Source organism: Haloarcula sp. H-GB5 (genome assembly GCF_054850705.1).
In genome coordinates this window covers 321,051-340,536 of sequence record NZ_JBTWBG010000003.1, presented here as the reverse complement: position 1 = coordinate 340,536, position 19,486 = coordinate 321,051, and the positions used below count along the sequence as shown (strand labels likewise).

Annotated in this window: 17 protein-coding genes; 11 read left to right on the top strand and 6 right to left on the bottom strand. The window is 60.8% G+C overall.

Going from position 1 to position 19,486, the window contains the following annotated elements; translation table 11 throughout:
- Positions 1-12: 12 nt before the first annotated feature.
- Complete coding sequence (locus tag ACYJ11_RS17000) at positions 13-1,338, bottom strand: hypothetical protein (protein WP_461648679.1); 1,326 nt, start codon at positions 1,336-1,338, stop codon at positions 13-15.
- 367 nt (positions 1,339-1,705) lie between these two features.
- Between ACYJ11_RS17000 and ACYJ11_RS16995 the strand changes: the two genes are divergently transcribed.
- The 6 genes from ACYJ11_RS16995 (at position 1,706) to ACYJ11_RS16970 (ending at position 6,923) form a co-directional block, all read left to right on the top strand.
- Complete coding sequence (locus ACYJ11_RS16995) at positions 1,706-2,455, top strand: ABC transporter ATP-binding protein (RefSeq protein ID WP_461648678.1); 750 nt, start codon at positions 1,706-1,708, stop codon at positions 2,453-2,455.
- Positions 2,448-3,881 (top strand): hypothetical protein, encoded by a 1,434-nt coding sequence (locus ACYJ11_RS16990; RefSeq protein ID WP_461648677.1) that lies wholly within the window; start codon positions 2,448-2,450, stop codon positions 3,879-3,881. The genes ACYJ11_RS16995 and ACYJ11_RS16990 overlap by 8 nt, the downstream gene beginning before the upstream one ends.
- Before the next feature lie 168 nt (positions 3,882-4,049).
- Positions 4,050-4,283, top strand: a complete 234-nt coding sequence (locus ACYJ11_RS16985; RefSeq protein WP_005533117.1) for a DUF2249 domain-containing protein — start codon at positions 4,050-4,052, stop codon at positions 4,281-4,283.
- A 103-nt stretch (positions 4,284-4,386) separates the two neighbouring features.
- A complete protein-coding gene (locus tag ACYJ11_RS16980; protein ID WP_461648676.1) occupies positions 4,387-5,262 on the top strand; it encodes a hypothetical protein in 876 nt (291 codons plus the stop codon).
- A gap of 70 nt (positions 5,263-5,332) precedes the next feature.
- The gene (locus tag ACYJ11_RS16975; RefSeq protein ID WP_461648675.1) at positions 5,333-5,986 is read left to right on the top strand and encodes a hypothetical protein; all 654 of its coding nucleotides are present in this window, start codon (positions 5,333-5,335) and stop codon (positions 5,984-5,986) included.
- Between the two features lie 385 nt (positions 5,987-6,371).
- Positions 6,372-6,923, top strand: a complete 552-nt coding sequence (locus ACYJ11_RS16970) for a hypothetical protein (protein WP_461648674.1) — start codon at positions 6,372-6,374, stop codon at positions 6,921-6,923.
- Positions 6,924-6,931: 8 nt separating this feature from the next.
- On the opposite strand, the gene ACYJ11_RS16965 is transcribed toward ACYJ11_RS16970, so the two are convergent.
- Positions 6,932-7,435, bottom strand: coding sequence for a GbsR/MarR family transcriptional regulator (locus tag ACYJ11_RS16965; RefSeq protein ID WP_461648673.1), 504 nt, complete (start codon positions 7,433-7,435; stop codon positions 6,932-6,934).
- A 136-nt stretch (positions 7,436-7,571) separates the two neighbouring features.
- Between ACYJ11_RS16965 and ACYJ11_RS16960 the strand changes: the two genes are divergently transcribed.
- Both ACYJ11_RS16960 and ACYJ11_RS16955 read left to right on the top strand, forming a co-directional pair.
- Entirely contained in the window at positions 7,572-7,925 is a 354-nt protein-coding gene (locus tag ACYJ11_RS16960) for an ArsR/SmtB family transcription factor (RefSeq protein WP_461648672.1), read from the top strand.
- Between the two features lie 120 nt (positions 7,926-8,045).
- Positions 8,046-8,921: a fructosamine kinase family protein gene (locus ACYJ11_RS16955; RefSeq protein WP_461648671.1), complete on the top strand. Its 876-nt coding sequence runs from the start codon at positions 8,046-8,048 to the stop codon at positions 8,919-8,921.
- A gap of 42 nt (positions 8,922-8,963) precedes the next feature.
- Here ACYJ11_RS16955 and ACYJ11_RS16950 read toward each other — a convergent pair whose 3' ends face one another.
- The 3 genes from ACYJ11_RS16950 to ACYJ11_RS16940 all read right to left on the bottom strand — a co-directional run bounded on the left by ACYJ11_RS16950 (position 8,964) and on the right by ACYJ11_RS16940 (position 12,812).
- Complete coding sequence (locus ACYJ11_RS16950) at positions 8,964-10,343, bottom strand: sugar porter family MFS transporter (protein ID WP_188978484.1); 1,380 nt, start codon at positions 10,341-10,343, stop codon at positions 8,964-8,966.
- A 250-nt stretch (positions 10,344-10,593) separates the two neighbouring features.
- A complete protein-coding gene (locus ACYJ11_RS16945; RefSeq protein ID WP_461648670.1) occupies positions 10,594-11,775 on the bottom strand; it encodes an ABC transporter substrate-binding protein in 1,182 nt (393 codons plus the stop codon).
- Complete coding sequence (locus ACYJ11_RS16940; RefSeq protein WP_461648728.1) at positions 11,772-12,812, bottom strand: ABC transporter substrate-binding protein; 1,041 nt, start codon at positions 12,810-12,812, stop codon at positions 11,772-11,774. Before ACYJ11_RS16940 ends, ACYJ11_RS16945 begins: the two co-directional genes overlap by 4 nt.
- Positions 12,813-13,318: 506 nt before the next feature.
- On the opposite strand from ACYJ11_RS16940, the gene ACYJ11_RS16935 reads away from it, so the two are divergent.
- From ACYJ11_RS16935 to ACYJ11_RS16925, 3 genes are all read left to right on the top strand, one after another.
- On the top strand, positions 13,319-13,792 hold the full coding sequence (locus ACYJ11_RS16935) for an Lrp/AsnC family transcriptional regulator (RefSeq protein WP_004594717.1): 474 nt from the start codon (positions 13,319-13,321) through the stop codon (positions 13,790-13,792).
- Between the two features lie 428 nt (positions 13,793-14,220).
- Complete coding sequence (locus ACYJ11_RS16930; protein WP_461648669.1) at positions 14,221-15,708, top strand: proton-conducting transporter transmembrane domain-containing protein; 1,488 nt, start codon at positions 14,221-14,223, stop codon at positions 15,706-15,708.
- On the top strand, positions 15,698-18,103 hold the full coding sequence (locus ACYJ11_RS16925; protein WP_461648668.1) for a DUF2309 domain-containing protein: 2,406 nt from the start codon (positions 15,698-15,700) through the stop codon (positions 18,101-18,103). The genes ACYJ11_RS16930 and ACYJ11_RS16925 overlap by 11 nt, the downstream gene beginning before the upstream one ends.
- A gap of 286 nt (positions 18,104-18,389) precedes the next feature.
- Here ACYJ11_RS16925 and ACYJ11_RS16920 read toward each other — a convergent pair whose 3' ends face one another.
- The gene (locus ACYJ11_RS16920; protein WP_461648667.1) at positions 18,390-19,418 is read right to left on the bottom strand and encodes an LLM class flavin-dependent oxidoreductase; all 1,029 of its coding nucleotides are present in this window, start codon (positions 19,416-19,418) and stop codon (positions 18,390-18,392) included.
- Positions 19,419-19,486: the final 68 nt, after the last annotated feature.

Genomic DNA, 19,486 nt, shown 5'->3' with positions numbered 1-19,486 from the left:
CCAGAGAGCTGATCAGCGACCAGACGAAGGGACGCCGAGCGAGACGCCGGCAAGGAAGATGGGCAGGCCGGCGATCGCAACAGCGGCAGCGCTGGCCGTTGCCACGGGAATGAATAGCACTCCCAGCCCAAACGGCGCAGGCAGTATCGGGAGGACCGGCAGCATCGACAGCACGAACCCGATGGCGGCCGTCTTCATCGCTAACCGACGGCTCCCGTGACCGACTGCGTACCCGGCCGGGAGAAGCACAAACGCGGGTCCAAGAACTAACAGCGTTGACACCGGGAACGTGAACCCATCTCCGACAACCATCGGCGCTGCCGCTATCGTCACTCCCAGCGCAATGCCTGCGCCGACTACTGCGCTGCCGACGACCGTCCGATAGCTTGTGCGCTCACGGACACGCCGCTGTGAAAGTGCGATTCCACAGACGAACAGTGCAGTGCCACCGCCGAACAGTGGCGCCGCTATGCCACCCAGCCGTATAACGCCCGTCGTTCCGAGAAGCGACAGGGCAGCCGCCAGCGCGCCGACGACCGCGAAAACGATGCCCGCGGAGTCCCGGACTCGTTCCAGATCCCAATCGAGCCAGGCGACGCCCCCGGCAGCAGCGCCGATCAAGAGGGTAAACACCGCTGCGGGGAGGGTGATGTATGCGAGCGCCTTCATCGCCATCACGGGACCGAGCAGTGTTCCGACTGCGAGTAGACTCAACAGCGGCCCAGCGGCCGTATCACGGGGGACGAACGTCACGATACGCCCGTCGTTGAGTTCGGTTAGCGTCATCCGCTGTCCGTCGTCTGACAGGGTTGCACCGTCGATGGGCCTTCCGACCCGCATTCCGTCAGGAGCGACGACGACAAGCCGGTCAGCACCGAGGCCATCGAGGTTTCGATAGCCATAGGCTTCAGTGAACTCGCCAGTCCGGACCGTCCCGCCGACGGACCGCTCGGCGAAGTCAGCCTCGCGGTAGCGCAGCGTTATGACGCCATCGCCAGAAACGTTCGCGCTCAGGAGTTCGGTGTCCCACATCGCTCTGTCGGCGATGGCAGTCCGGAGGCTCTCGTTTGCCTGAAGGCGTGCAACCCCCTCTGAATTAGACAGACGATTGTGGACGACCCACGTCGCGCTTCCGTTGTTGTTGACGGCGACGGTTGCGTTGCTGTGGGTGACAGTGACCGATACACCGTGGGACTCGGCTGTCGATTCAAACGTATCACCGCAGGCGTCACACAGCGGCCGCGGCGGCGGCGCTGCGCCAGCGGGTATGGCGGTACAGAGGAGCGACGCACAGACCAGACAGAGGAGGGCAAGGTGGTGGAGTCGATGCGGGGCCATATAATCTGTCTATACTGTCATGTGTTAAGAGATATCGATTACTCAAACAACGATTATACAAACACGAACAGCAGATGACACTTCGGCCGATACATATCTGACAAGTATACCGCTCAATACATATCGCGTCCGCTATGCCGGCCGTATTCAACTTTCGGGGGCGTCGGTGTGGGCGCCGGGCGGCAGGCATGTCATTCCCATCCGGTCGCTCAGGTCGTCTCGATCGCAAAGCCAGCCAAACAGGTGCTTGTTCAACCGTTTCCCGTGTGCAGCGGACAATCCACGAAACGACTCTTGGATCATCTGGAATGTTCTTACCCAGTATAACAACTTATATCGACAGAACCACGATAGGAGGCAGAACGCCGTGACAGCAATCGAGATCGAGTCGCTCCGGAAGTCGTACGGTGACGTGACCGCGATAGCGGACCTCTCGCTCAACATCGACGATGGTGAGTTCTTCGGACTGCTTGGGCCGAACGGGGCCGGTAAGACCACGACGATGGAGATACTCACCGGGCAGCTCAGTCCGGATAGTGGACAGGCAGTGGTACTCGGTGCCGATCCGGCAACCCAGCCCACAGCGGTCCGCGAACGAGCGGGGATTCTCCCCGAAAAGGAGTCACCGCCGAGTTTCATGACACCACGCGAGTACTTCGACTTCGTCGGTGCGATCCGAGATATGCCCGACGACGCGGTAACAGCGCAGACCGAGTCATGGGCCGACCGTCTCGGCTTTACTGAGAAGCTCGACACACTGTCCTCGGACCTCTCGCGGGGCCAACAGCAGAAAGTGATGATCGCTGGCGCGTTCTTCCACGAGCCTGCTGTCGTGTTCATCGACGAACCGCTGGCGAATCTCGATCCGATCGTTCAGGAGCGGGTCAAGCGCTTCCTGCGCTCGTACCGGGATGCCGGCAACACGATCGTCGTCACTACGCACGACGTAGATGTCGCTGCCGAACTCTGTTCGCGGGTCGGTATCATGTACAGCGGCGACCTCGTCGCCGATGTCCGGCCGGCGGAACTCGATGCGGATGTAACGCTCCTCGACGTGTTTCTGGACAACGTCGACGCAACAGTGGACCAGGGAGCTAAACCGCTGACACATGAGTGACGGACGAGCGCGCAGGGTGTTTGTCGAGATGCTCCGTGAGGAGTGGCGACTCCACAGCCGGCTCTTCCGCGGCAGTCACTTCTCCCTGTTTCCGGTATTCATCTGTCTGCTCGTTGGTGGCGCAGCCAAACTTCTTGCTGTTACCGGGACCGAGACAAAAACCGTATTCGCCGGTCTCCACGCACTGGTGTTCGTCTTCGGGCTCCACACGGGGTCGATCGGCTTTGTGGGACGGGATGCCCTCCGGAACCTCCTCGGTGACGTGACGCTGTTGGTGTTCTCTGCTCGCACACTCCCGCTATCGCAGAACACGCTGCTGGGACTGTTCGTCATCAAGGACAGTGTCTACTACGCAGTGCTGTTTCTGCTGCCTATCTCTCTGGGAACGGTACTTGCAGTCCGAGATGCCGCCGGACCCCTCCTCGTCGCCGAGACTGTCTCCCTTCTGTGGACGACCCTGGCACTGACGTTCGTCTTCGGGATGGGAACGACGATTGCGGCCCTCGGTCTTGCTGGCCGCGGCGTTCCCGGATTGGCGCTACTCGCGGCCCCGCTTGTCGCAGTCGGTGCAGCACTGGCAAGTGGTGTCGATATCGTCTCTTACACCCCGTACGGCCTGTTTCTCGCCCAGACGCCCCTCCGGGTCGGCACGACAGTTACCGGTATCGTCGCCGTCTTTCTGCTGGGTGCAATTACTTTTGATGCGACCGCGCCCCGCCCTGCCCGAACGGTCGAACCGGCCTTTCGCCGCTGGTGGCGACGGATAGGTGACCCGGTTGCGACGAAGAGCCTGCTCGACATTCACCGGAGCGCAGGCGGGTTCGGGAAAGTCCTCTTCTCGGCGGCGGTGCTGTTCGGTGTCACCGCCGCGCTGGTCGATTTCGCCGGCCAGATCACGGGTGTGCAGCCGTCGACTGGTATCTCATTCGGTGCGATTCTCGGGCTCTCGGGATTTACGACCTACAACTGGCTCACCCAATCTGACGACGTAAACCTGTATTTCGCCCACCCACTCTCTGTGAAAGCCGTTTTCGCGGGGAAGTTCCGGGCGTTCCTCCTGCTCGGCCCGCTGGTCGGACTCGCGTTCTACGCACTCGCACTCGTCTGGCGTGGCGGGTCGTTCGCCGATGCGGTCGTCGGGGCCGTCCTGCTCGTCGGCGTCGCCTGCTACATTTTCGGCACCACCGTGTACCTCACCGGCCTTTCTCCGAACGAGTTCCTCTTCGACACGGCCCTGTTCGCTGTTTTCGGCGCGGCAATGGTCCTTCCGCTAGTCCCGATCCTCATCGCCGGGTTCGCCATCTCGCCGCTGTCCGGGACCCTGCTTGCCGCGCTCGGTGTGTCTGGTGGCGTCTTGGGCGCTGTCGGTGTCGGCCTTTACCGTCGGTCGTTACCGAAGTGGTCGACGCGGTACCATCAGGCGTGAACTGCAACGACAGTCGTCTGTGACGACGAACAGAACACAACCCACCGAAATGTATCGGTAACGCGGTCGACGTGACCGAATACGGGCCCCGTAGTATCGCTATCGCTGTCCTGCCCTGAATATATTCGCACAAAGGCTCTCCACGGTAGCGAGCGATCGATAGAGCGCATGGCAGAACAGCAACTCGATCTTCGAGAGATTCCACCGCCGAAGCGACACCCGAAGATCTTCGATGCGTTCGAGGAACTGGACAGCGGAGAGGCACTGACGATAGTCAACGACCACGAGCCGACGCCGCTCTATCACCAGATGGCCGCGGAGCGGCAATCGTTCGACGCCGAGGGCTACACTGTCGACCGCATCGGTCCGAACGAATTCATCGCGACCCTTCCAAAGAAGTAGCCTGCGACTGAGGTAAAAAGCCGGCTATGCCGGCTGAGTGAGGGTGGTCATAGCGTAATCCGGCGCGACAAAGCACTTACAAAGCGATGTAGAATCGACCTCTATGGTCGCTGCCCGTCCTACCCGCGATCAGGTCCCGGCCCTGTTGTTAATACTGGCCGGCATCGGCATCGTGTTGTTCGCTAGCGTCCAGATCTATGACTACTCCCGGACTCAGCACACGTACTCCATCTCCGAACCTGACCGCGATATCTACCGGTACGGGGAACTCTCAGATGGTGGTCAGGAGTTGGTCAGGACAGTACACAATACCTCCGGTGAAGCCGCAGTTTCCGGGGCGGAACTAGACGCAGCCACGGAGTTCCGTCCCGATTCCGGCCCGACCATCGTTGCGGTCGATGGAACGTATTACTGTATTGATGCAGACCGCAGTCCCAGGGACGACGGGGGGACTGTGACTGGCGACAGGGGCTGTGAGAACCTCCTCTTCGGCACTGGTCCCGTCGTCCACGACTTCGAGTCGCTGTCGCCACAGGCTCAGGACGTGGTATCGCAGACACTTGCTGACTCCGACCACGAGGTCGCAATCTATGGTGACTCACCGCCGGAGTTCGAGGGCGGCTCCGATGCCCCGTCGCTCAACGAGGGCATCTACTACATCCAGTACCAGGGGGAGTACTATCAACTCGATGTCGTTAGCAGGGGCGGTCTGGGCGTCGCGTTCCTGATACCGTTTCTGTTGTTCGCTGGCTTTGTTGGACTGTGTCTTGCGGTTGTCGGCGCAGTCAGTTTCTCCCGTCGACAGGTGTGGGTTCCGACGGTCCTGCTCGTCGGGCTGGCTCTGGTCCTCGGTCTGTTCGCTACCCGGAACGCCGACCTGCTGCCGCTTGAGTTCGTCCTCTTCGACCTCGCCATTGACTTCGTCATCATCGTCGGGGGACTTGTCGTCGTCTGGGTAGCGTACACCCGGCTGCGATAATCCGAACGATCATCAGTGATCGCACCGCGGTTTCCGAATAGCTTTTGTTTGTCAGTATTGGGACTGGGATATGGACCGTCGGACTGCGAGGCTACTGAACGGTGTGCTGGCGCTATGCTGTCTCGCGCTCGTCTTCGCCGCTGTGTATCCGTTCACCACTGTTGACCCCCACTCGAAGAATCCGGCCGACGAGCGATTCACGGTGCCGGAATCCGACGAATATCGGGCGACTGGAGCGGTTCTCGCAGATAGTGAGACAGCGCTCGAATTCGAAGGCGCTGTGACTGCTGACGGCGGGCGCTACCTGTTCATTAACGAAGGGGCTGTCCGAACCGAGCAGTTTCAGGCGTCGCCGGGTGACCCGGTCTACAGACGTATCGTTGTCGAGGATGGCGGCAGTACCGACCGCCGACGAGAGTGGATTCAGAGCGATACTGACCGGAAACTCCTCCGGGAGAACCGGACTGAGGGGGCTGTCACGTTCATCGTCAAGCAGAATGCAACCGATCTGGCGGATGATGTCTCGGGAGCAGCGTCGGTCATCGTCAGGAGCCTGTACGTTCTCGGGTACAAGCAGGAAGCGGATACCACTCAGGGAGCGACCGTTTACGAGCCGAAAAACGGCTGGTACGAGGGAGTGGAACCGTACCATATCAATGGGGCCACGGGGAAAGTACGATCAATTGGCGACACGACTGACGTTCGATCCGCGACAGTTACGTGAGACCAGACGAGACCAGCGGGGACGTATGCAGAACTTGCTCTGGTCAGACTGACAGGAGATGCGCCGAAAACATACGATCTCTCCTTCGAGTTCGAATCGGGCGAGACGACAGTGAGTCGGCCGTCGTGGGTCACCGACAACCGTACTGAAGCGTAGCGGACAGTCACAAGACGCGTCGTAGCGAAGGGCTCCTGTGTACGATTTGTACGGAGGCGTCAGCCCTCGGCGAACCGTACAAGAATGAAGACTAAGCGCTATAGAGACTGAGGCTGCAGGCAGTAAAGTAGAACACTGATGTCGGCTTCCCCCTCCACGGGCTGAAAGTGTCACGTCTGCCGTGTGTATGGTCGGTTTTTATTTCTCTCCCTGTGAACGCTTGGACAGAATGGCATCCTACGACGCGTTTGACCCCGCCGTCGAAATCAACGGGCAAACGGTACTCACGATAGTCGAGGCGGCGATGGGGAAGTTCTCAGACGAGTACCGGGAACGGGCGCTAGCAGCGCTCGCTGTGGAGGGGATCACCGAACCGGCGGCTGACGAGTGGTACCCACAGCAGGCCTGGCTGAACGCGTTCGAGACGATTGCCGATGACCTGCAACCGCACGTCCTCGACCGGCTGGGCGAACAGATCCCGAGCGTCGCGGACTGGCCGAACGACTTTGAGACTGTTCCGGAGGGGCTCCAGTCGATAGACGAGGCCTACCAGCGCAATCACCGTGGCGGGGACATCGGGCAGTACCGCTTCGAATCTGTTGACGAACGGACCGGCGAGGTGGTGTGTGAAAATCCGTATCCGTGCCCGTTCGACCGTGGCCTCATCCGTGGGGTTGCCCAGCAGTACGCACCGGTTGACGCGTTCGTTTTTATCGAGGAGACGGGCGATACGTGTCGGCGGAACGGGGACGATGCGTGTACCTACACCGTCTACTGGTAACGCGGTGACTACTGTTCGTAGGTCTCAAGCGCCTCGCGGAGTTCGGCAGCCGAGTACTCTGAGGCGACCTGTACGATCTCTTCTATGTCTTCGTACGTCTCGCGGAGGTTCTGAATGGGCTCTTGCTCGCGAGCATCTGGGGGTACCTGCTCTTCCGCTCGGCGGATGGTCCGGAGCGTCGTCTGGACTTCCCGCTGGATGTACTGCTGGAACACGTCCTGCAGGATGAACCAGACCTCGCGTTCGGCCTCAAACTGGACGCGTCTGCCACCGCCTGCAGACGACCTGCGGTGGATGAGTCCGATTCGCGATAGCGTCCGTGTGACGTTACTCACCGTCGATTTCGCGTAGCCAGTTTCTTCGACGAGTTCCGGGATGGAGAGGGTCCCCGATGCGAAGTACAGCACGCCGTAGATGCGCCCGGCACTTCGGCTGAGGCCGTACACCTCGGCCGATTGCTCCATCGATTCGATGACGCGCTCGCGTGCAACCGCGCTGTCATCATCACTCATGCATCCGAACTGGCTGCCCTGTTTGCCGCGTGTCCTGCCGTGTCATATCTCCGGCTATTGCTTCCGTAAGTATTAAATTGTTTGATTGGTTTGTTCGGATTGAGCCGAACAAACAGAAGCGAAATCCCTACAACCCATGGCAAGCGTCTTCCCCCATCACCCGCCGGTTGACTATGCACCCCGTGAACAGACGAACGTCGTAGTCAACGGTACCGAACCGACTGACGTCCTTCAGATTCTCTCGTCAGAGACCGCCCAGGAGATACTGGGGGCGGTCAGGAACGAACCGCGGACCGCATCGGATATCGCCGACGCAGTGGACCGCTCGCTCCAGAGCGTCTCCTATCACCTCGACCGTCTCTGTGACGCTGACCTTATCGAACCCGCCGAAACGTGGTACTCGGAGAAGGGAACGGAGATGACAGTGTATGCCCTCGCCACGGAGCGACTCGTCGTGCAGTTCGGTGACAGCACTGACCGGTCCGTGTAGTGTCACAGCTGTTTCGACCACTGCTGTAATTGGGGTTTGCAGACCGGATCGGATGGCTTTGTTTTCGCTGCTGAGGGAGCAGACAAACAGATCTATTGGACCCCCTTTCGTACGCCGAATATGGACGAGGGGACGGGCGCGGACCAGATGCCGGCGACAGCGCTACAGCGGGTTTCGAGCGTACTGGACGCCGACGCTCAAAGCGCAATGACACTCGACGGCGGGGAAGTCGGGTCGGTATACCGTGTGTCGTTCCGCGACCACCCTGACGTGGCGGTGAAAGTCGACGACTCACCGCTCGGAATCGAGGCGGCAATGCTTCAGTATCTCGACCGTGACACGCTGCTCCCCGTTCCGGACGTCCTCCACATCGAACCGGAACTGCTCGTGCTGTCGTTCATCCGAGGAGACGGCCGATTCGACGAGCGGGCCGAACGCGACCTCGCGCGACACATCGCGGCTCTCCACGACATCTCGGCCGACGCGTTCGGCTTTCCGTTCGATACCCTCTCGGGCCCGTTCAGTCAGTCGAACCCGTGGACTGAGTCGTGGATCGACTTCTTCCGCGAACGACGGCTACTCCCGTTCGCAACGGCTGCACGGAACGATGGAACCTTGCCAGCTACCGAGTTCGATCGAGTACAGCGACTGGCGGAAACGCTCAATACTCGTCTCGTCGAACCGACCACGCCGTCGTTGCTGCACGGCGACATCCACCCCGGAAACGCTGTCGTGGCTGACGGAACCGTTCGGGCCGTCCTCGATCCAGCGATATATTTCGGCCACGCTGAAGTCGACTTGGCGTACGTCGACCGACTGGACTCGATCGGTGACGCCTTTTTCGATGAATACCGTCGTCACCGCGACATCCCTGAGGGGTACTTCGGGGAACGGCGCGACGTGTATGTCGCTTTCCACGCGCTTGAGAACGTCCGGTTTTTCGGCGAAGACGGACTCCCGAGACTCGATAGCGCGTTGGACCGTCTCGGGGTGTAAACAGCGAAAGCGGTGGATTCGCACGCCGTTCCGATGGCCGGATCAGTCAGCCAACGAGATGTTCTGCCGGAGGTCGTCTTCGATTGCCTCCAGTGTCCGGCCCTTGGTCTCGGGGACGTAGCGGTAGACAAACAACAGCCCTACCAGGCTACAGAGGCCGAACAGCCAGAACGTCGCAGAGGTTCCGACGCCGTCGGTCAGAACGGGGAACGTCAGCGACACGAGGAGATTCGCACCCCAGTTGGCGACGGTGACGACACCCATCGCCGACCCACGAACGGAAAGCGGGTATATCTCTGAGATCAGGAGCCAGAAGACCGGGCCGAGACCGATCGCGAAGAAGGACACGAACAGCATCAGACTGATCGTGGCGATAATGCCGAGGCCCCCACCGAGACCGGGGAGGTAGAACACAGTACCGAGGACGGCGAGCGTCGCGACCATCCCCCCGACACCGACGAGGAGCAGTCGGCGACGACCGACACGGTCGACGAGCATGATCGCTACGATGGTCATCACTACGTTGATCGTCCCGATACCGACTGTCGCAAGGATCGAGGCCACACTTCCGAGCCCGGTGGATTCGAGAATCGTCGGGGCGTAGTAAATGACCGCGTTGATACCGGTGATCTGCTGGAACACGGCGAGTCCGAGCCCGACCACGAGCGCTGGGCGGAGCCACGGAGCCAGCAGGTCCCGGACACCGGCTTCGGACTGTGTCTCGACGGTCTCTTCGATCTCGTCGAGTTCCTGCTCGACGCCACTGGATCGCGTCCGCTTGAGGACGGCTCTGGCCTCGTCTTTCCGCCCGTGCTCGAAGAGCCAGCGTGGGCTCTCGGGCATCTTCAGAATGCCGATGGCGAGGACGACGGCCGGGACCATCCCGGCACCGAGCATCCAGCGCCACGCACCCGCGTCGGCGAACGCGTAGTTGACGAAATACGAGAGCAGAATTCCGGTGGTCACCATGAGCTGATTGAGCGAGGTAAGCCCGCCGCGAATGTGCGGCGGCGCGATCTCGGAGATGTACAGCGGGCCGACAATCGACGCGAAGCCGATGGCGACGCCGTCGATAAGCCGACCAGCGACGAGGACGGGGACGGTCGGCGCGACGGCCATCGTGAACGATCCGACGAAGAACACGATAGCCGCGATGAGGATGAGGCGACGGCGACCGAGGCGGTCGGCCAACTGGCCGCCGACGGCCGCACCGGCTGCGGCCCCGGCCATCGCGCCACTGACGATGATCCCCTCGACGAGCGGCGACATGACGAACGAGTCTTGGATGAACAGGAACGCGCCCGAGATGATCCCGGTGTCGAACCCGAACAGCAGTCCGTTCAGCGCGGCTAACGCGGAGACGACGTAGACGAACCGGTCGCCGTCACCGCGGAGGACGTTTCGTATGGTGGCTGTGGACATCTATGTAAAATTGACTCGAATCTGTGTAAAAGTCTTTCCAAGTCTTTTCGCATGACAGCGGAGCCACTGAGAGATACCTGTGGCAGGCTGTGTTGGAAAATGGTGCACTCAGCCACTGGTCTTGTCCACTACGATTCCCGTCCGCTGCCGCCCGGATATCCGTTGAGTGATCCGATGAGAGTGAGTGTCCCGCTACTTCTGACTATGTTTCACCGCGTCGGTCGCTCGCACGTCGCACTACCCGAATCAGTCACTCGAAATCACCCGTGACGATATTGGCGATTCGCTGTCGGTCGAAGAGTTCGGTGTCGGAGGTCACGTCGCCGAAGATATCGGGATAAAGCTGTTGAGCCGCCCGTTCGGTCAAAAAGAAATTGTGAATCGGACCCTGGCGGAGGTAGCCACCGCGATACACGCGTCCGTTCTGTACCGCGGTCAGTTGACTGCCGACGGTGTGGTCCTGCATGAACTGCAGGACGGTCTCCCGGAACTCGGTCGCAGATTTTCGCTCGTGGCCGCGGACGAGGATAACGTCTGGATCGACCGCTAGAAGGGTTTCGTAGTCGTACTCGCCCCGGTTGGTCGTACTGAGGTTCTCGATGTCGGTGCCGGCAAGCGCATCAGTAACGCCGAGGTCACGCCACTGTTTCTTGCTCGTGCCGTTGTCGTTCAGGCGATAGGGCGAGAACGACTCCGGTTCGTCGGTGCCCTCGAACGTAAGGAGGACGTTCGGACGCTCCTCAGTTGGCGGGAGCTGACTCTGCAGGTCCGCGATGTATTCGTCGTGTAACTGTTTGAACGCCTCGTACCGGGCCTGTTCTTGGAAGACCTCCGCGACCTTCTCGAAGGCTTGATACAGCGTGTAATACCGGTAGTCGTGCCATTCATCGGAGCGACGGAAGATCAGATTCCCCACGAACGGGGCGACGTTTTCGGCGATCTCGTCAACGTCCGACTGCGACCAGTCGAACCAGTTGACGAGCATCTGTGGGTCGTAGAGGTGCACGTCGCTGTCGAGTTCGTAAAACTCCTCTTTCGTCCGGACCTCCGGGTTCGCGTCAATCGTCTCTTGGTCGACGGAAACACCGGGAAGCTCATCGTAGATGTACGTGTAGTAGCGGTCCGCTCCGCCGATACCTGTGAGGCCATCGGCCTGCCCGAGGGCCACGCCCATATCAGCGTAGGCACCACCGTAGGGGAGCCATCGCTCGGGAACTGTCTGGAACGTAACGTCGCCCACCGGCTCCATGGTGACGGCATACGACTCCGTTTCGGTCGCCGTGGGTGTCTCTCTACTCTCGGTTGCGGTGGGTTCTGAGACAGTATCGCCAGTGCACCCGGCAAGTAAACTGCCGCCCGCAATTATCCCAGCACCCCTGATATAGTCCCTACGTGTCGGCCATTCACGCGGCGTCTTCTCGGCGTCAGTCACTGTCCTGCACCCGTGATTATGTCAGCGACCCGCTGGCGGTCGAACAGCTGTTCCTCGGCGGGGATTTCGGGGTACGGGTCACCGTCGACGTAGCCCGGCCACTCGCCGAACTGGTCGGGGTACAGTTGTTTCGCGGTCATCTCTGTTTGGAACAGGTTCAGGATTGGACCCTGCCGACGGGCACCTTGTGCGTATATCTGCCCCTCTTGCACAGCGGTGATCTCTCTCGTCACCTCGTCGTTTTCCAATCGCGACCGAATATCGTCGAGATTGTGCGACCCCGCCATTGGCCCGAGAACGAGCAGCACGTCCGGATCGGCTTCGAGAAGCAGTTCGGTGTCGAGCGTGATGTTCCGTCCGTCGTCACCGTACCCGTCACCGATAGCATCAGCTAGTGCATCGGTCGCACCCAGCGGGCGGGTGTGGGCAGCGTAGTATCCCGGGTGGTTCATTTTATACCCCCAAATTTTCTCGTCGGATGTGGAGAACAGGACCAAGGCCGCACTCGGCCGCTCACGTTCCGACGGAAGGCCCGCCCTGATAGTCTGCATCATCGATTCGCGGATCGATGTGAGTGCCTCGTATCGGTCGCTCTCGCGAAACACCTGCGCGATCTTTCCGAAGATTTCCCAGAGCGTCTGGTATTCGTACGCATCGGCCCAGCCTGCTGGCGGCTTCTGGTGAGTGCCGCTGAGAGTGTTCCCGAACCACGGGCCAACGTTCGAGCGTATCTCCTGGAGGCTACTGTCGTCCCATCCCTCAGCTGTGGCAACCTTCGCAGGGTCCGCTATATGGATATCGCTATCGAGTTCGTACAGTTTCTCCTTTGATGGTGGCCACGAAGAGTACAGCCCCTCCCAGTCGACCGAGACTCCCTCAAGTCGGTGGAGGAACTTCCGATACAGCGATTGGTGGTATTCGGGCGCGTGCATCGCGTTGATCGCGTCGCCTCGACCGAGTGCGACCAGTATGTCCACGTGGTGACCCAGTATCGTGAACACATCCTGAGGAACCGATTCGAACTCGACAGTTCCCATGGGCGACATCGTAACAGCGTATCCGTCGCCAGCCGCCGTCGGTTCAGCCTTTGAGGCTGACTGGCCTCCTGTGCCCGTCTGGGTCGGAACTGATTCTGAACCGGACTGGTCTCCACAGCCCGCTAGTAAGCCGCCACCCACCACCACGCCGCTATACTTCACGTAGTCACGTCTTGTCGGAGCCTCGTGGTTCGTGTCATCTCTCGACATAAATGTTAGGCCAGCCTAAAAATATATAACTACTTCGGAATTTAGGCGCGCCTGAAAACAGAACTCTCCGACAGACATCGCCCAGTCACCGCAACTGCTAGTCGTTCAATGAGACTCCATACTAACACTGATTCTAAACATCACGATATCAGTGCCGCCCTTTCGAATCAGCCCTGAGCCATCGGTTGACAGTTGTGTCGAAAGCGACCGCCCCCTCCTTGCCACTGGGAACAGCCACAATAGCGGTATCGGGGGAACGTACAACAGTAAAGTGTCCTTGCTGTGGACACACTAGTATGGCCGACGAGGAAATCGACGACGTGGACAGAGCAATCCTGTACGCATTACAGGAAGATGCTCGAAATATGTCGTCCGGGGACATCGCAGAACGAACCGATACGTCCGACAGCACCGTCCGGAAGCGCATTAACCATCTCGAGTCCAGCGAGATTGTCAAAGGCTACAGTGCTGATGTCGACTATCAGCAGGCGGGCTATCCGCTCCGAATGTTGCTCTACTGCACTGCATCGATCCCCGAGCGAGGCGATCTGATCCCCGAAATCCTCGATATCGACGGTGTGGTATCGGTTCAGGAACTGGTCACCGGCGAGGAGAACCTCCTCGTGACGGCCGTCGGTGAATCGGATAGCGATATCACCCCCGTCGCGCAGGCACTTCTCGATATGGGCTTGACGGTGGCCGATGAAGTACTCGTCCGGAGCCACGAAACGACACCTTTCGGTAAGTTCGATTCCGGGAACGAGAGTTAGCTGAGGACGGGCTGCTGACGCAGGATCGTGTCCCGGACACCTGCGTTCCCAGGGACGACACGGCCGGCCAAGTCGTCGAAGTGACTGCCTCGGTTTCCATACGGATCTGATTTTCGAGCGGCTTCATCGAACGGGCTGGTAATATCGCCCCCGCTCAGCACGCGACGACTCTCTGATAGCCCACTGTGTGTGCGTGTGATCAGGGACTCGCCGTCGACGGATTTTGTCGATAGAGGCCACGAAGCCCCCGCAAATCACTCTGAAAGTAAGTTCCCACGGAGAGACAGCGAAAAAACATAATGTTCTATAATATACTATTTCGGGAACAAATTGGTAGTATAGAAGGATTTAATAACCAGTCCGTTCGCACTAGGGGTGAAGACAACCAGAACCGGTCAATCACATTCCGTGATTGGTCACGAACAACGATGTCAGGACACAACTCAGCAAAGACGGTTGGATCACTCCCGGACACGACGGCCGACTCGCCGCTCGTGCCCGTCGCACTCACATGGCTCGTGTGGTCGATGTTTGCCGCGAGCATTGCTGTGCTTGCTGTCCGGGTCCGAACCGGGTTCGTCTGGGAGATACCCGGCGCGGTTGCCATTGATGGGCTGACCGTCCTGATGTGGGTGGTCGTTACCTTCTTCAGCGGTATCGTTCACAGTTACTCGCGCCGCTATCTGGCTGGCAGTCGCCTCAAAACGCCCTTTTTCACCACCGTGTTCGGCTTCACCGTGGTCGTGATGGGGCTGGTCGCGGCTGACCATCTCGCCCTGTTCGGGGCGCTGTGGCTCGCGATGGGGCTACTGATGGCGAAACTCATCGGTATCGTCCGCGGGTGGGACCAGGCACAGGCGGCCGCGACGGTCGCTCGCAAGTACTTCATCGCCAGTAGCACGCTTCTCGGTGTCGCGCTGACGGCACTGTGGTGGGCGACCGGTGCGACAACGGTTTCCGGAATTACGGCGGCCGCCGACTCACTCGGTGGCCCGGTGTGGCTGGTCGCCGCAGGCGCACTCGTGCTCGCGGCGATGATTCAGTCCGCTCTGGTCCCGTTCCACGGCTGGCTCCTCTCCTCGATGACTGCCCCGACGCCTGCTTCGGCACTGATGCATGCCGGGTTCGTCAACGCTGGCGGCATTCTGCTGACTCGTTTCGCGCCAGTCATCACCGTCGACCCCGCGCTCATGCTCGCAATCGTCGGCGTCGGTGGTGCCAGCGCTATCGGCGGAAAACTCCTGAAATCGGTTCAGACGGACATCAAGGGCAAACTCGGCTGTTCGACGGTCGGCCAGATGGGGTTCATGATCATGCAGGCCGGCCTCGGCTTCTTCGGGGCTGCTATCACCCACCTCATCCTGCACGGCTTCTACAAGGCCTACCAGTTCCTCAGTGCCGGCGGACAGGTCGAACACACGAACCCGAGCGATGAAACACCACACACGATCGGGACGACGGCGAGCATCGTTGGCGTCGTCGTTACCCTGCTGACCGGGCTCGCCGGCGGCGCGGTGTTTGCAGTGTTGACTGGGAAGGGAACACATGTCGACAGCGGGCTTCTGCTGACCTTCTTCGTGGTGTTCACGACGCTCCATGCGGCCCGCAATGCTGTCCAGCAGACCTCGCTTCCGACGGCGGCCCGCTACGGGGCTGTCCCGGTGGTCTTCTTCCCGGCCATCGTCGTTTACGCGGCTGTTTACACCGGAGTCTCAGGGCTCATGCCTGTTAGCCCGGCAACGACCGAACTGACCCTGCTCCACGGCATTATCGCCGTCGTCTTCGTCGGCATCTACATCGGCATCGAGACCGGAATCCACGAGCGTAGCCAGCGTCTCTACGTGGCGTTGCTGAACGCCGGCCAGCCGGCAGCCGACACTGTGTTGACCACGACGGAGGACTACAATGAGTACTGAATCCACTATCCACGACAGTATCGACACCGCAGCCACCACTGTCGGTTCCATCTGGCCCATCCACTCGTTCGTGACGGCTAACCCCCTCGCGGGGTTCGAGGACCAGCCGTTCAGTGAAGCGGTCACACAGGCGGCCGATCTGCTGGGCGGCCGTGGCTACCCCAGCGCAGAGACGTTCCGTGCAGCGCTGGAGCGCGGCCAGATAGACCCGGAGATTCTCGACGCGGAACTCTCCGAGGCCGGTTACGAGAACGACCCCGAGACGCTGCTTGACCGGATGGGCGAAGTGACCGATGCCCCGGACAGCGATGCCGATACCGCCACGGACCGCGTCGACCAGGTACTGACGAAGTGGCTGTCGGCGTTCCTCGACGAAGGGAGCGCCCACTGGTCGATGCCGAACCGCGAGGCGGGGTTCTACACCGCCTTCCGCGGCGTGGCTGCACACGACGGCGAGATTCCCGACGAGGGAGTCATCACCGACCTACCGGAGACGCCGACTGAGACCATCGAAACAGTGCTTGCGTCGTACCCGGAGAGCCAGTGGGTGCCCATCTTCGAGGAGCAACTGGCCGCCCTCCCGGGCTGGACTGGACTCATCAAACAGCGTGCCGACGACGAGGGCGCGTGGCAGTCGGCGCACCCGATTTCGCTGGAGGGGTACCTCGCGGCGCGGCTGGCCCTGTTAGATGCCGTCGATGCCGACATCGATCCCTCGAACGACAGCATCGACCTGGACCCGGCTGTCGGACTCGCCGGAGCGTTCCTGCGTGCCTGGGAAGCGAGCTACCGCGGCGACCTCGTCGAGACTATCGCTGCGGAGAGCCGGTCACACGCTGATGGCGACAGCTCGGGACGCCCGGACGCCCAGCTGGTCTTCTGTATCGACACCCGCTCGGAGATCATCCGCCGTCACATCGAAGCTGCAGGCGACTACGATACCCACGGGTACGCTGGCTTCTTCGGGATTCCGATGGAGTATCAGGGCTACGACACGGACGTGTCGGTCGACGCTTGCCCGCCGATTCTCGACCCCCAGCACCACATCACCGACGTTCCGACCGATGACGATACCCGCGAGAGCCACGACCGCTTATGGAGCATTCGTGAGACCGCCGACGAAATTATCGAGACGCTGGAGGCCAACGCCGCCACGGCCTACGGCTTCGTCGAGACTGCCGGGAGCGGGTACGGCCTCGCGCTCGCGGCCCGCACACTTGTCCCCGGACGCGTGCGTGATCTATTTAACGCAGCTGACAGTTCGGCACCCGACGAACACGAGTTCTGTGAGCCGCTCGTCCACCACCAGCACACCTATACCGGAGACTTGCCCGTCGGGCTGACGACCGACGAGAAGGTCGAGTACGCCGCGACGGCCTTCGACCTGATGGGCTGGGAGACGTTCAGTCGACTCGTCGTCTTTGCTGGCCACGCCAGTGAGACGACCAACAACCCCTACGATTCGAGTCTGGACTGTGGTGCCTGTGCTGGCAACCCCGGCGGCCCCAACGCTCGCGTGCTGGCGGCGATTTGTAACGACACTGAGGTCAGGGCCGCGCTCCGCGACCGCGGTTTCGAAATCCCCGAAGACACCGTCTTCCTCGCCGGCGAACACAACACGACGACCGACGAAGTGGAACTGTACGACAGCGACGTGCCCGAGAGCCACGCCGCCGACCTCGACCAGTTGCGCGCTGACCTCGCCACCGCCCGCGAGAACGCGACTGCCGAGCGTGCCGAATCGATGGGAGGCGACGCGTCGTCGGGGGTCAGCGAAACGGAACGCCGCGCCGCTGATTGGGCTGAGACCCGTCCCGAATGGGGCCTGGCTGGCAACGCTGGCTTCGTTATCGGCCCCCGCGAACTGACGAGCGGTGTCGACCTTGACGGTCGCGCCTTCCTTCACTCGTACGACTGGTCGACCGATCCCGACGGTGAGGCCCTGGAAGCAATACTTACGGGACCGATGGTCGTCACGCAGTGGATCAACACCCAGTACTACTTCTCGATGGTCGACAACGCTGTCTACGGCAGCGGCTCAAAGGTGACTCACAACCCCGTCGGCAACGTGGGCGTTTACCAGGGCAACGGTGGGGACCTGATGACTGGCCTCCCGCTGCAGTCGCTCATGGCTACCGACGACGATCCGTACCACCAGCCGCTCCGCCTCTCGACGGTCATCCACGCGCCGGTCGACCGCGTCAACGACGTTCTCGCCGATCATCCGGAGCTGGCGAACCTACTCGACAACAACTGGCTCTCTCTCACAGTCATCGACCCCACGCAAGACCACAGCACCTTGGAGTACGAGCATGACTTGGAGTGGTCGCCTGCGTCTGAGTTGTCCGAAACCGACCTCGCGGACCCGACCGCTCCTGCGGTCTCTGACGACTAAGCTGGTCCGAGCAGGCGGTATTCGGAACGCTGGAGGCCGATAGTTTTTCGAAAACCGCCGCTATTGTGTATTTGAAACTATATAACTGATATACCAATGCAAACGACTCGTTCGAAAGGCACTATCTGCGTAAATCTCTCTAAATGGGGATAATATGTCTCTGTATATGCTGATCAAATGATTGAAAATCAAGTAGTATACTTCGAGTCGGGTGTTTTATTGGTAGAACGCTGCCCCGGAGACTGCAAAACAGCGATCTGTTCTCGTCCTTCTCCTGTAGAAGGGGCTAGCGCGGTGTGAGGCCAACACCGTCTGCGAGCAACTCGTGGGAGCGGAGCGCGTCAGCGTGGTCGCCGACGACGTGCTGGATCATCACCTCGTCGACTCCGACGCGATCAGACAGCTGTTCGAGTAGATCATTGAGTGTCTCTGGACTGCCGGAAATCGCCCGCGGCCACTCACCGGCATCCAGTGTGGCAGGTGTCGGTTCGGGCACGGCCCCAAGCTCGTCGATTGCTTCCTCGACAGATGGAGTCGTGCCAACGACCCCTCGCTCCATCCGCTTGAACGACGCTTCGGCCACGGCGCGGAGCCGCGCCGCTTCCTCGTCGGTCTCGGCACAGACCGCGTTCACCGCGACCATTCCCTGTGGCTCGTCGACGCCGCCGGCCAACTGCGAGGATTCGAAGTGGTTCCGGTACTCCTCAAACGAACGGGTGGCCAACTCCGGTCGAATGAACGCAGCGAAACAGTAGCGCAGGCCGAGTTCGCCGGCCAGCGCGGCGCTCGACGGACTCGATCCGAGAACCCACGGAACAGGTGTGTCCGCATCTGAACGAGGGATTTCGATATCACTGTACGCGTGTCCATCCGGGTAGCCGTCGTAGAGGTGCGAAACGACGGCTTCGATTTTTTCGGCGTGGTCTTCGTCGGGGTTCCGGACACGGCGGTCCGTCCCAAGTGCGCGGTCGACGGCCGGAGAGCCGTTGGCTCGTCCAAGCCCCGCGTCGATTCGTCCCGGAGCAAGCGCGTCGAGAGCGCCGAACAGCTCTGCGACTTTGAATGGACTGTAGTGATTGAGCAGGACTGCCCCCGATCCGAGTCGGATCGAGTCGGTTTCGGCGGCGAGGTTGCCGAGCAGTACCTCGGGTGTTGTCCCGGCGAGCTTATCCCCCATCCCGTGGTGTTCCGCCACCCAGAACCGGGAATAGCCGAGGCGTTCGGCCTGCTGGGCTGCGTCGACGGTGTTCGCATACGCGTCAGTCGCAGTTCCGTCATTCGGGACCGGAGAGAGATCGACGATTGAGAGGTCCATATCCGCCCACAACGGTGGCGAGGTTTAACCGTTCGGCTACTCACAGTGCCTGGGTATCTCACTCGGGC